13 protein-coding genes are annotated in these 12,574 nt (G+C 68.9%); 10 read left to right on the forward strand and 3 right to left on the reverse strand.

All coding sequences use genetic code 11. The annotated features are described in order from the left end of the window. From AB4Z46_RS25685 to accD, 6 genes are all read left to right on the forward strand, one after another. Window positions 1–1,442: FimV/HubP family polar landmark protein (locus AB4Z46_RS25685; RefSeq protein ID WP_442286378.1), on the forward strand; the 1,442-nt coding region annotated here is incomplete at its 5' end. A gap of 26 nt (window positions 1,443–1,468) precedes the next feature. Beyond that, entirely contained in the window at window positions 1,469–2,281 is an 813-nt protein-coding gene (gene truA, locus AB4Z46_RS25690) for a tRNA pseudouridine(38-40) synthase TruA (RefSeq protein ID WP_442286379.1), read from the forward strand. Further along, window positions 2,278–2,964 (forward strand): phosphoribosylanthranilate isomerase, encoded by a 687-nt coding sequence (locus AB4Z46_RS25695; RefSeq protein ID WP_442286380.1) that lies wholly within the window; start codon window positions 2,278–2,280, stop codon window positions 2,962–2,964. The genes truA and AB4Z46_RS25695 overlap by 4 nt, the downstream gene beginning before the upstream one ends. A gap of 54 nt (window positions 2,965–3,018) precedes the next feature. Next, a complete protein-coding gene (gene trpB, locus AB4Z46_RS25700; RefSeq protein ID WP_442286381.1) occupies window positions 3,019–4,293 on the forward strand; it encodes a tryptophan synthase subunit beta in 1,275 nt (424 codons plus the stop codon). Beyond that, the gene (gene trpA, locus AB4Z46_RS25705) at window positions 4,293–5,138 is read left to right on the forward strand and encodes a tryptophan synthase subunit alpha (RefSeq protein ID WP_442286382.1); all 846 of its coding nucleotides are present in this window, start codon (window positions 4,293–4,295) and stop codon (window positions 5,136–5,138) included. The genes trpB and trpA overlap by 1 nt, the downstream gene beginning before the upstream one ends. A gap of 107 nt (window positions 5,139–5,245) precedes the next feature. Beyond that, window positions 5,246–6,118: an acetyl-CoA carboxylase, carboxyltransferase subunit beta gene (gene accD / locus AB4Z46_RS25710; protein ID WP_442286383.1), complete on the forward strand. Its 873-nt coding sequence runs from the start codon at window positions 5,246–5,248 to the stop codon at window positions 6,116–6,118. Window positions 6,119–6,350: 232 nt separating this feature from the next. Here accD and AB4Z46_RS25715 read toward each other — a convergent pair whose 3' ends face one another. After that, window positions 6,351–6,908 carry a YggT family protein gene (locus AB4Z46_RS25715; RefSeq protein WP_442286384.1) on the reverse strand — a complete coding sequence of 186 codons (558 nt, stop codon included), beginning with the start codon at window positions 6,906–6,908 and terminating at the stop codon, window positions 6,351–6,353. Window positions 6,909–6,958: 50 nt separating this feature from the next. On the opposite strand from AB4Z46_RS25715, the gene AB4Z46_RS25720 reads away from it, so the two are divergent. From AB4Z46_RS25720 to AB4Z46_RS25735, 4 genes are all read left to right on the forward strand, one after another. Then, entirely contained in the window at window positions 6,959–7,606 is a 648-nt protein-coding gene (locus AB4Z46_RS25720) for an LON peptidase substrate-binding domain-containing protein (protein ID WP_442286385.1), read from the forward strand. Window positions 7,607–7,739: 133 nt separating this feature from the next. Next, on the forward strand, window positions 7,740–9,308 hold the full coding sequence (gene lysS / locus AB4Z46_RS25725; protein ID WP_442286386.1) for a lysine--tRNA ligase: 1,569 nt from the start codon (window positions 7,740–7,742) through the stop codon (window positions 9,306–9,308). Beyond that, the gene (locus tag AB4Z46_RS25730; protein ID WP_442286456.1) at window positions 9,302–10,591 is read left to right on the forward strand and encodes an Hsp70 family protein; all 1,290 of its coding nucleotides are present in this window, start codon (window positions 9,302–9,304) and stop codon (window positions 10,589–10,591) included. The genes lysS and AB4Z46_RS25730 overlap by 7 nt, the downstream gene beginning before the upstream one ends. Next, the gene (locus AB4Z46_RS25735; protein WP_442286387.1) at window positions 10,588–11,097 is read left to right on the forward strand and encodes a YgjP-like metallopeptidase domain-containing protein; all 510 of its coding nucleotides are present in this window, start codon (window positions 10,588–10,590) and stop codon (window positions 11,095–11,097) included. Before AB4Z46_RS25730 ends, AB4Z46_RS25735 begins: the two co-directional genes overlap by 4 nt. Window positions 11,098–11,100: 3 nt before the next feature. Here the strand turns inward: AB4Z46_RS25735 and nagZ are convergent, their stop codons facing one another. Both nagZ and acpS read right to left on the reverse strand, forming a co-directional pair. Continuing rightward, window positions 11,101–12,174, reverse strand: coding sequence for a beta-N-acetylhexosaminidase (gene nagZ, locus AB4Z46_RS25740; RefSeq protein ID WP_442286388.1), 1,074 nt, complete (start codon window positions 12,172–12,174; stop codon window positions 11,101–11,103). Next, window positions 12,171–12,566, reverse strand: a complete 396-nt coding sequence (gene acpS, locus AB4Z46_RS25745) for a holo-ACP synthase (protein WP_442286389.1) — start codon at window positions 12,564–12,566, stop codon at window positions 12,171–12,173. The genes nagZ and acpS overlap by 4 nt, the downstream gene beginning before the upstream one ends. Window positions 12,567–12,574: the final 8 nt, after the last annotated feature.

Raw genomic sequence — 12,574 nt, forward strand, 5'->3', positions numbered from 1 at the left:
ACACCCCCGCCAYCGCGACGCCACCGGCCGTGGTCGCACCCGCGGCGCCTGCGGCCGCGCCGGCAGCTGCAGCCGCCACCGACGCCGGCGCCAAGCCGGCCGAAACCCAAGCGCCCGCAGCCGCCGTAGCAGCCACGGCTGCCCCCAAGCCGGTCGCCAAGGCGCCTCCCCCGCCACCGCCCGCGCAGCCCGGCTTCTTCGCCGAACTGCTCGACAACCCGCTGATGGCCGGTGCGGCGGCCCTGATCGCGCTGCTGATCGGCTTCCTGCTCTACCGCGTGCTCGGCCGCAAGCGCCGCGATGCCGGCGACAGCGTGTTCATCGAAAGCCGGATCCCCAAGGATTCCTTCTTCGGCGCCAGCGGCGGCGAGTCGGTGGACACCAAGAATCGCGGCAATTCGGTCGTGTCGTCGTTGTCCTATTCACCAAGCCAGCTGGACGCCGGCGACGTCGATCCGGTGGCCGAAGCCGATGTCTACCTGGCCTACGGCCGCGACCTGCAGGCCGAGGAAATCCTGCGCGAGGCCCTGCGGGTCAACCCGGAACGCACCGCGATTCACCTCAAGCTGCTCGAGATCCACGCCAAGCGCCGCGACCTGCGCGCCTACGAGGCCCTCGCCGCCGACGTCCACAAGCTGACCGCCGGCGCCGGCAGCGACTGGAACCGCGTGGTGGAACTCGGCAAGGACCTCGATCCGGGCAATCCGCTCTACGAGACCGGAAGCCGTGGCGGCGTGTCCGCCGCCGAGGCGGCCGCCTTCGCCGGCACGCTCGCAGCCGCCAGCGCGCCCGTACCGCTGGCACCGACACCGCCGCCGGTGGTCGAAGCCCCGCCGCCGGCCTTCGTGCCTTCGGTCGCGCCGCTGGACTTCGACCTCGAACTGAGCCACCCACCGAAAGAGGCCCCGCAGACCACGATCACCGCCACCCTGCCGCCGATCCCGGCGCCGAAGGCCCTCAAGGCGGCCGATAGCGAACTGCCTGGCAACGGCGCCGCGCCGCTGAACGGCAACCATGGGATCAACGGGGTCAACGGCAGCCTGCCGGCCAAGCCGACCGCGCGCCTCGACCTCGAGAACGACTTCGACACCGCGCCCGGCGCTCTCGAGCCGTTCGCCCGCACGCCATCGCAACCCGACGAGGAACGCACGCAGCCCGCGCCCCTGCGTGCCGGCCTGCCGGCGGACTCCGGCTTCATCGAGTTCGACATGAGTTCCCTGGCCGGCCTTTCGGGCCGCAATCCGCCCGACACCGAGCGCGGCCGCCTGGAACCGATCGACGACAGCGGCGAGAACCCCCACGCGATCAAGCTCTCCCTGGCACGCGAATTGAAGGCGCTGGGCGATGTCGAAGGCGCTCGCTCGCTGGTCGAGGAAGTGGCCGCCGAGAGCGCCGGCGACATCAAGGCCGAAGCCAAGCAACTGCTCGGCCAGTTGCGCTGAGCGGCCGTGCGGCCGCCGATTCCCCTGTGAGGCTGGCTCTCGGCATTCGCTACAACGGACAGGCATACGAAGGCTGGCAGAGCCAGCTTTCGGGCCGCACCGTGCAGGACAAGCTGGAGGCGGCGCTGGCCCAGTTCGCCGCCCAGCCGATCTCCACGCTCTGCGCAGGCCGCACCGACACCGGTGTCCACGGCCTGATGCAGGTGGTGCATTTCGACACGTCGGTCGAACGCACGCCGTTTTCCTGGGTCCGCGGCACCAATCGCTTCCTGCCCCCCGACATCGCGGTGCAATGGGCACAGCCGGTGCCTGATGCGTTCCACTGCCGCGCCAGCGCCCTGACCCGGCGCTACCTGTACGTGCTGTCGCAGTCGCCGGTGCGCCCAAGCCTGGATGCCGGACGCGTCGGCTGGTCGATGCACGCACTCGACGGCGATGCGATGCGGGCGGCGGCGGCGGTGCTGGTGGGCCGGCACGATTTCAGTTCCTTCCGGGCCTCGGCCTGTCAGGCCCGCTCGCCGGTCAAGGACCTGCGCCGCATCGAGATCACGCGCCACGGCGAGGGCGAGCGCTGCCGCTGGCATTTCGAGTTCGAGGCCGACGCCTTCCTGCACCACATGATCCGCAACCTCATGGGCTGCCTGGTGCGGATCGGCCGCGGCGACTCTCCGCCCGAATGGATGGCCGAGGTGCTGGCCGCACGCAGCCGCGTGGTCGCCGCACCCACCTTCTCGCCCAGCGGGCTCTACTTCCTGGGACCCTTGTACGACGCCGGCTGGGGCCTGCCGCCCGAGGCGACGCTGCAGGCCGGGGGCGCTGCGTATGATGGTCCGCCATGACCACGCCGTCCTCCCTCGCCCGTACCCGCATCAAGATCTGCGGACTGACGCGTGAAGCCGACGTGGACGCCGCGGTCGAGGCCGGCGCGGACGCGGTCGGCTTCGTGCTCTATGCCGCCAGCCCGCGGGCGGTGAGCGTCGAGCGGGCGGCCGTCCTGGCCGCGCGGCTGCCGCCGTTCGTGACGCCGGTGCTGCTGTTCGTCAATGAACCGGAGGCGGCGACCCTGGACGCGCTGTCGCGGGTGGCCGGGGCCATGGCCCAGTTCCACGGCGACGAATCGCCGGAGCAATGCTGGCGGGCCAGCGGTCGCGGCGCCCACCGGTTCATGCGCGCGGCCCGCATTCCGCTCGGTGCCGCCGGGGCTTCCTTCGACCTCGTAAAATACGCGTCCGATTACTCCCGCGCCCAGGCCATCCTGCTCGACGCCCATGTCGAAGCGTATGGCGGTGGCGGCAAGGCATTCGATTGGTCACTTCTTCCACCCGTCGTCGACGCTCACCTCGTCTTGAGTGGTGGGCTCGCACCTGCAAACGTGGGCGATGGCATTCGTCAGCTGCGGACGGCAGCCAAATCGCTGTCCGTTGACGTGAGTTCGGGCGTCGAGGCCGCAAAGGGCATCAAGGACGCCGCGAAGATTCACGCATTCGTGGCCGCCGTGCGTGCGGCCGATGCCCTCCCCTAGCTCGCCGCGCCGCCTCGGTCTCTCCTGGCGCCGGCCAGCCCAACGATCGAGACCATGGACACCTACCAGCAACCCGACGCCAGCGGCCACTTCGGCATCTACGGCGGCACTTTCGCCAGCGAAACGCTGACCCACGCAATCAGCGAACTGCGCGACGCCTACGCCCGCTACAAGGACGACCCGGAATTCCTGGCCGAATTCCACTACGAACTGGCCCATTTCGTGGGCCGGCCCTCGCCGATCTATCACGCGGCGCGCACCAGCCGCGAGATGGGCGGGGCCCAGATCTACCTCAAGCGCGAGGACCTGAACCACACCGGCGCCCACAAGGTCAACAACACCATCGGCCAGGCCATGCTCGCCAAGCGCATGGGCAAGCCCAGGGTGATCGCCGAGACCGGCGCCGGTCAGCATGGCGTGGCCACCGCCACCATCTGCGCCCGCTATGGCCTCGAATGCGTGGTCTACATGGGCAGCCAGGACGTGCAGCGCCAAAGCCCCAACGTCTACCGCATGAACCTGCTGGGCGCGACCGTGGTGCCGGTCGAGTCGGGCAGCAAGACATTGAAGGATGCCCTCAACGAGGCCATGCGCGACTGGGTCACGAACGTCGAGAACACCTTCTACATCATCGGCACGGTGGCCGGCCCGCATCCCTACCCGACCATGGTGCGCGACTTCCAGAGCGTGATCGGCACCGAATGCATCGAGCAGATGCCGGCCATGCTGGCCGCACAGGGCATCACGGGCGAAGCCGAAGGCCGGCAGCCCGACGTGGTGGTCGCCTGCGTGGGCGGCGGCAGCAACGCGATGGGGATCTTCCATCCGTACATTCCGTTCGAGCGCACGCGACTGATCGGCGTCGAGGCCGCAGGCGAAGGGCTGGACAGCGGCAAGCATTCGGCCTCGATCCTGCGCGGCAGCCCCGGCGTGCTGCACGGCAACCGCACCTACCTGCTGCAGAACGAAGACGGCCAGGTGACCGAGACCCACAGCATCAGCGCCGGCCTGGACTACCCCGGCGTCGGCCCCGAACATGCCTACCTGGCCGACATCGGCCGCGCCGAGTACGTCGGCATCACCGATGCCGAGGCGCTGGAAGCCTTCCACTACCTGTGCCGGACCGAAGGCATCATCCCGGCGCTGGAGTCGAGCCATGCCTTCGCCTATGCCATGAAGCTCGCCAGGACGATGCGACCGGACCAGTCGATCCTGGTCAACCTCTCGGGCCGCGGCGACAAGGACATCGGCACGGTGGCCGACCTCTCGGGCGTCGATTTCTACGACCGGCCGTCGATGCGCGGCCTGAGTGTGAAGGGAGGCAAGTGATGAGCCGTATCGCTGCCGCATTCGAAGCCCTGCAGAAGGAGGGTCGCCGGGCGCTGGTCCCGTACGTCACAGCCGGCTTTCCGTTCGCCGACATCACGCCCGAGCTGATGCACGGCATGGTCGAGGCCGGGGCCGACGTGATCGAGCTCGGCGTGCCCTTCTCCGACCCGATGGCCGACGGCCCCGTGATCCAGCGTGCCGGCGAGGCCGCGCTGGCGCTGGGCGTGGGCATGAAGCAGGTGCTGGCCATGGTGGCCGACTTCCGCCGCCAGAACGACCGCACGCCGGTGGTGCTGATGGGCTACGCCAACCCGGTCGAGCGCTACGACGGCGTGCACGGCAAGGGGGCCTTCATCCGCGACGCGGCCGCGGCCGGCGTCGACGGCCTGCTGGTGGTGGACTACCCGCCGGAGGAATGCGAGGCGTTCGCCGCCGCCCTGAAGGCGAAGAACATCGACCTGATCTTCCTGCTGGCCCCGACCAGCACCGACGAGCGCATGGCGCAGGTCGGGCGGATCGCCACCGGTTACGTCTACTACGTCTCGCTCAAGGGGGTGACCGGTGCCGGCCACCTCGATACCGAGGCGGTGGGGCGCATGATCCCGCGCATCCGCAAGCACGTCAGCGTGCCGGTCGGCGTCGGTTTCGGCATCCGCGACGCGCACACCGCGCAGGCGGTCGGCGCGGCAGCCGACGCAGTCGTGATCGGCACCCGCATCATCCAGTTGATCGAGAGCCAGCCGCGCGACGCCGTGGTGCCGCTGGTGCGCGAATTCCTGGCCGGGATCCGCCAGGCGCTCGACGCCCTGCCCGCCGCCACGCCCCGGAACGCGGCTGGCGGATAATCCATGCCCACACAAGGACAAACTATGGCCCCCATGCTGCGCACTTCGTGTCTTCGCTGCCCCCCAAGGGGGCGCATTTCACCTTGGGGCGGCCCGGCGGTGAAATCATGAGCTGGCTTGAAAAACTGCTTCCCCCCAAGATCACGCCGACCGACCCGAGCGAGCGGCGCCAGATGCCCGAGGGCCTCTGGATCAAGTGCCCGAGCTGCGACACCGTGCTCTACAAGACCGACCTCGAGCACAACCAGAACGTCTGCCCGAGCTGCGGCCACCATCACCGCATCGGCGCCCGGGCGCGGCTCGACGCTTTCCTCGACCCCGAAGGCCGCTACGAGGTGGGCCAGGAGGTGCTGCCGGTCGACGCCCTGAAGTTCAAGGACAGCCGCAAGTACCCCGAGCGGCTCAAGGAGGCGCTGGAGAACACCGGTGAAACCGATGCGCTGGTCGTGATCGGGGGCTCGGTGCACAGCATCAACGTCGTGGTCGCCTGCTTCGAGTTCGACTTCATGGGCGGCAGCATGGGCAGCGTGGTCGGCGAGCGCTTCGTGCGCGGCGTCGAGACCGCGATCGAGCAGAAAGTGCCCTTCATCTGCTTCACCGCCACCGGCGGCGCGCGGATGCAGGAAGGCCTGCTGTCGCTGATGCAGATGGCCAAGACCAATGCGGCGCTGACGCGCCTCGCGAAGAAGGGCCTGCCCTACATCAGCGTGCTGACCGACCCGACCATGGGTGGTGTGAGCGCCGGCTTCGCTTTCGTCGGCGACGTGGTGATCGCCGAGCCCAAGGCGCTGATCGGCTTTGCCGGCCCCCGCGTGATCGAGTCGACCGTGCGCGTGACCCTGCCCGAGGGCTTCCAGCGCGCCGAATTCCTGCAGACCAAGGGCGCGATCGACTTCATCTGTGACCGGCGCGAACTGCGCAAGACGATTGCAAGCACCCTGGCGATGCTGCTGCGCCAACCCGCCGACGCGGTGGTCTAGAGCTCGCCCCCAGGTTGCCCGGCACTTCGTGTCCGGGCGCCCACCCCCTACCGGGGGCAACACCAGCGGCCCGGCAAAGCCGGTTCCGCGGTGGCACTGTTGCTCGCCCCCAGGTTGCCCCGCACTTCGTGTCGGGGCGCCCACCCCCTACCGGGGGCAACACCAGCGGCCCGGCAAAGCCGGTTCCGCGGTGTTTCACCAACGGGCCGGGCTGCGCCGGCCAGGTACAGCATCAGCCCAGCGTGAAGGCGGCCTGCATCAGGTTGCCGAGGATGATCGCCACCACCTGCAGCAGCACGATCGCGGCCAGCACCGAGAGGTCGACGCCGCCGATCAGGGGAATGAAGCGGCGCAGCGGCCGCACCAGCGGTTCGGCCAGCCGCGCGATCAGGTCGTGCAGCATCGAAGAGGCATTCGGCACCCAGGACAGCACCGCGTAGACGATCAGCAGCGCGGTGAGCCCCGACACTGCAAGCTGCATCAGTCCGACCAGCGACACCAGCGGCAGCACGGCCCAGCGCCCGACGCCGCCCATCAACAGCCACATCAGCAGGAACTTCGCCAGCACCAGCAGCCAGGCGGCCACCAGGCTCGCGAGGTCCCAGCGCTTGACCGAGGGCACGACGCGGCGCAGCGGCAGGACGATCCAGTCGCTGACCGCGAACACGAAGCGCCCCAGCGGATTGCCGAAAGGCACGCGGTGGAATTGCATGTAGAGACGCAGCAGGCAAGCGCCGCCCAGGAGGCCGACGATCACGTCGAGCAGGAACGAGGGGATCTGATAGAACATGGCGCGTGGTCGTGAACGGAATGCGATGATAGCGACGCAAAGGTTCAGCGATGACGACACAACCCCTTCTGCGCTCCCTCCCCCTGTTCCCGCTTGGCACCGTGCTCTTCCCGGGCGGCCTGCTGCCCCTGCGCATCTTCGAGGTCCGCTACCTCGACATGATCGGCCGCTGCCACAGGAATGGATCGCCCTTCGGGGTGGTGAGCCTCACGCAGGGCAGCGAGGTGCGCCGCGCCGGCGCCGAAGCCGAGCGCTTCGCGGCCGTCGGCACGCTGGCGGTGATCCGCGAATTCGACGCGCCCCAGGCCGGACTGCTGCAGATCGAGTGCATCGGCACGCAGCGCTTCAGCGTCCGCTCGAGCGAGCTGCAGGCCTACGGCCTCTGGACCGCCGAGGTCGAGGCTCTGGCCGACGACCTGCCGCTGGCGATCCCCGACGACCTGCAGCACACGGCCGACGCGCTGCGCCGGCTGGTGCAGGCCCTCGAAGAGCGCCAGCGCATGGCCGGCGGCGCCGGCGCCCGTTTGCCGATCGCGCAGCCCCACCGCTTCGAGGATTGCGGCTGGGTCGCCAACCGCTGGTGCGAACTGTTGCCCATGCAGACCGAACTCAAGCAGCGGCTGATGGCGCTCGACAGCCCGCTGATGCGCCTCGAACTGGTCAGCGATCTGCTCGCGCGCACCGGCATCTCAACATAGTTTGCTACTGATTCGATAGCAACAAAGGCAGTCCGGGCGCGCGTCGGACGATGGTCCTCCGGGAGCCGAGGGCGGTTAAAATGGCGGGTTGCGCGCTTTCGCCGCCCTCCTTCCCCCCGCTCCCCCAGTGCCCATGTCCGACCACCTGACTCCTTCCGTTCCCGCGCCCGCAGCGGCTCCCGCAGCGACCGCGGCCGCCGCCACCGACGACAACCAACTGATCGCCGAACGGCGCGAGAAGCTCAAGGCGCTGCGCGCGGCGCAGGCCGAGGGCAAGGGGGTCGCGTTCCCGAACGACTTCAAGCCCGGTGACCGCGCTGCCGCGCTGCTCGCGGCCCATGGCGAGACGGCGGCCGAAGTGCTGGACGCCACGCCGGTTCCGGTCAGCGTGGCCGGCCGCATGATGCTCAAGCGGGTGATGGGCAAGGCCAGCTTCGCGACCCTGCAGGACGCCACCGGCCGTATCCAGCTCTACGTGACGCGCGACGGGGTCGGCGAAGAGGCGTATGCCGAGTTCAAGCACTGGGACCTGGGCGACATCGTCGGGGCCGAAGGCACGGCCTTCAAGACCAAGACCGGCGAACTGTCGGTCAAGGTGAGCAAGCTGCGCCTGTTGACCAAGAGCCTGCGCCCGCTGCCCGACAAGTTCCACGGCATGGCCGACCAGGAGCAGAAATACCGCCAGCGCTATGTCGATCTGATCACCGACGCCGCGGCGCGCGATCGCTTCACGGCGCGCAGCCGCGCGGTCAGCGCGCTGCGCGAGTTCATGGTGGCCAACGACTTCCTCGAGGTCGAGACGCCGATGCTGCATCCGATCCCGGGCGGCGCCAATGCCAAGCCGTTCAAGACGCACCACAACGCGCTCGATCAGGAAATGTTCCTGCGCATCGCGCCCGAGCTCTATCTCAAGCGGCTGATCGTCGGCGGTTTCGAGCGCGTGTTCGAGATCAACCGCAGCTACCGCAACGAAGGCATCTCGGTCCGGCACAACCCCGAGTTCACGATGATGGAGTTCTACGCGGCCTACTGGAACTACCGCGACCTGATGGACTTCACCGAGACGCTGATCCGCACCATCGCCGACAAGGCGGTCGGCAGCCAGCAGCTCAGCTACCAGGGCAAGGCCGTGGACCTCGCCCAGCCCTTCGAGCGGCTCACGATCCGCGAGGCGATCGTCAAGTACACGGAAGCCGGCGCCAACGTCGACGACGCCGCCTGGCTCGTCAACGCACTGCGCAAGATCGGGCTCAGCGAAGAGAAGGACAAGCTCTCGCAGCGCAGCCTGGCGAGCCTGCAGGTCATGTACTTCGAGGAAACGGTCGAAGAGAAGCTCTGGCAGCCGACCTTCATCATGGAGCACCCGACCGAGATCTCGCCGCTGGCGCGCGCCAACGACGAGCGTCCCGAGGTGACCGAGCGCTTCGAGCTCTACATCACGGGCCGCGAGTTCGGCAACGGCTTCAGCGAGCTCAACGATGCCGAGGACCAGGCCGCGCGCTTCAACGCGCAGGTCGCGGCCAAGGACAGCGGCGACGACGAAGCCATGTTCTACGACCACGACTTCGTGCGCGCACTCGAGTACGGCATGCCGCCCACCGGCGGCTGCGGCATCGGCATCGACCGCCTGATGATGCTGTTGACCGATTCCCCGAGCATCCGCGACGTGATCCTGTTCCCGGCCCTGCGTCGCGAATCTTGAGCAAGCGCGCACCTGCGATCGGGATCGACTTCGGAACGTCGAACTCCGCGGCCGCCTTCGTGGCGGAAGACGGCCTTGCACGCCCGCTGCTGCTGGAAGGCTCGGCCATCGCCATCCCGACCGCGATCTTCTTCAATTCCGAGGACCGCAGCACGCATTTCGGCCGCGAGGCGATGGCGCTCTACCTGGCGGGCACCGAGGGCCGGCTGATGCGCTCTCTCAAGAGCATCCTGGGCAGCGCGCTGATGCAGGAGCCGACCGAGATCGACAACCAGCTGGTCAGCTTCGAGGACATCATCACGCTGTTCCTGTCGGAACTCGGCACGCGCGCACGCGCCCAACTCGGCGTGCAACCCGGCCGGGTCGTGGTCGGTCGGCCGATCCGCTTCGATGACGAAGACGACAAGCGCGATGCGCTGGCCGAAGCCACCCTGCGCCGCGCCGCGGAGAACGCCGGGCTCGGCGAGGTCACGTTCCAGTACGAACCGATCGCGGCCGCCTTCGACTTCGAGCGCCGGGTGACGCGGGAATCGCTGGTGCTGGTCGTCGACATCGGCGGCGGCACCTCCGACTTCACGGTCGTGCGGCTCGGCCCCGAACGCATGCAGGACCCCGATCGTTCCGGCGACGTGCTGGCCACCACCGGCGTCCACATCGGCGGCACCGACTACGACCAGCGCCTGAGCCTGGCCTGCGCGATGCCGCACCTGGGCTTCCGCCATCACGGTCCCCAGGGCCGCGAAGTGCCGAGCCGGACCTTCTTCGACCTCTCGACCTGGCACCTGATCAACTGGCTGCAGACGCCGAAATCGATCCGCCAGGTGCAGGAGCTGCGCAGCAGCTATCTGGACACGCGCCTGCACGATCGCCTCGTCCGCGTGCTCGTCAATCGCGAGGGCCACCGCGTGGCGAACGAAGTCGAGGCGGCGAAGATCCGCAGTTCGATGACCCACGACGAGGTGGCGATCGACCTCTCCTGCGCCGAACGGGGCCTTGCGGCCGCGCTGACGGCCGGCGACATGGAACGGCACCTCGCCGCCCTGCTCGACAGCGTGGTGGCCTGCGCCGGCGATTGCGTGCGACGCGCCGGCCTCGAGGGGGGCGACCTCGACGCCATCTACCTGACGGGCGGTTCGTCGGCGCTGCGCCCCTTCCAGAGCGCACTGCGCCACGCCTTCCCGGGCATCGAACTCGTCGAAGGCGACCTGTTCGGCGGCGTCGCCGCCGGCCTGGCCTATTCCGCCGCCACTGCCGCGGGCACGCGAACGCCCCAACCCGCATGAAGTACCTCGCCGCGTACCCCGCGGCGCTGCGCGCCCAGGTCGAACAGATGGTCGCCGAGGGCCGGCTCGGCGACTGGCTGCTGAAGCGCTACGGCGCCACGCACGAGATTCGAACCGACCGCGCGCTGTACGACTACGTGATCGATCTCAAGAGCGCGTTCCTGCGCAACGCCGAGCCGCTGTCCAAAGTGGCCTTCGACAACAAGCTGCACGTGATCCGGAACGCGCTCGGCACCCACACGACCGTCTCGCGCGTGCAGGGCGGCAAGCTCAAGGCCAAGCGCGAGATCCGCGTGGCGAGCCTGTTCAAGGAAGTGCCGATCGAGTGGCTGCGCATGATCGTCGTGCACGAGCTGGCTCACATGAAGGAGCGGGAGCACGACAAGGCTTTCTACAAGCTGTGCGCGCACATGGAGCCGGACTACCACCAGTTCGAGTTCGACCTGCGGCTGTACCTGACGCATCTGGACGGCGGCGGCGCCCGGCTGTGGACGCCGTCGGTCTGAAGACTACGCGCGCGGCAGCATGTCCAGCGCTTGCCGGTAGGACGACGACGCCCTGAGCGCCGTCCAGTCGAGCGGCGCCCCACGCGGCAGGAGGCTGCGCCGGCGCGTTTCGCTGGCTGCATCCGGCTTCCAGCGCCCGCTGCGCCGCGCTTCGGCGAAGCCATCGAGCAACTCGTCGAGCGCGGCACCTTCGCCGACGCTCTGGTTGCACAGCAGCGCGAGGTCGCAGCCCGCGTCCAGCGCGGCGAGCGCCGCATCGGTGTAGCTCAGCAGCCGGCCGTCGATGCGGCGCGCGGCCTCCATGCTGAGGTCGTCGCTGAACACCGCGCCGTCGAAGCCGAGCTTGCCGCGCAGGATCTGCTGCAGCCATTTCGACGAGAAGCCGGCCGGACGCGCATCGACCCTCGGGTAGATCACGTGCGCCGGCATCACGGCGGCGAGCGTGCCCGTGAGCCAGTCGTAAGGCCGCGCGTCGTCCGCCAGGATGGCCTTGAGGCTGCGCCGGTCCACAGGGATCGCCACGTGCGAATCGGCCTTGACGAAGCCATGTCCCGGGAAATGCTTGCCACAGTTGGCCATGCCGGCCTGCAGCAGGCCGTGCATCACGCTGCGGGCCAGCAGCGCGACCACGCGCGGATCGCGGTGGAAGCTGCGGTCGCCGATCACGCTGCTTTCGCCGTAGTCCAGGTCGAGCACCGGGGCAAAGCTGAAGTCGACGCCGCAGGCGCGCAGCTCGCCGGCCAGTACCTGGCCGCAGGCGACCGCCGCCTGCGTGGCGCGCAGGGCATCGGTCATCCACAACTCGCCCAGCGCGCGCATGGACGGCAGCCGCGTGAAGCCATCGGTACGGAAGCGCTGCACGCGGCCGCCTTCATGGTCGACGCAGACCAGGATGTCGGGCCTGAGCGCCTTGATCTCGGCGTTCAGCGCCGACATCTGTGCCCGGTCCCGCCAGTTGCGCGCGAAATGGATCACGCCGCCCACCAGCGGATCGGCCAGCCGGCGGCGATCGGCCGCGTTCAGTTCGGTCGCCGCGACGTCGATGATCAACGGGGCGTGCAAGTTCTTGTCGGTCATTCGTTGCGTTCGACCACGACGAAGCTCGCCGCATAGTCGGTTTCGTCGGTCACGGTCACATGGGCGCGCAGGCCCTGGGCCTCGAACCAGTCCTTCAGCCCGCCGTGCAGGACGATCACGGGCTTGCCGCTCTTCTCGTTCGCAATCTCGCACAGCCGCCAGCTCATCGGCAGGTGCAGCCCCAAGCCGATCGCCTTGCTGAAGGCTTCCTTGGCCGAGAAACGCGTGGCCAGGTAGCGCAGGCCGCGCTTGGGCCAGCGCGCGCTGCGGGCCTGCCAGATCGCGAACTCGGCATCGCTCAGCACCTTTTGCGCGAAGCGTTCGCCCTGGCGCTCGAAGGTGGCGGCGATGCGCCGGATGTCGCAGATGTCGGTACCGATGCCGTAGATCACGTCAACGC

The organism is Variovorax sp. M-6, from assembly GCF_052114385.1.
Lineage (GTDB): Bacteria > Pseudomonadota > Gammaproteobacteria > Burkholderiales > Burkholderiaceae_C > Variovorax.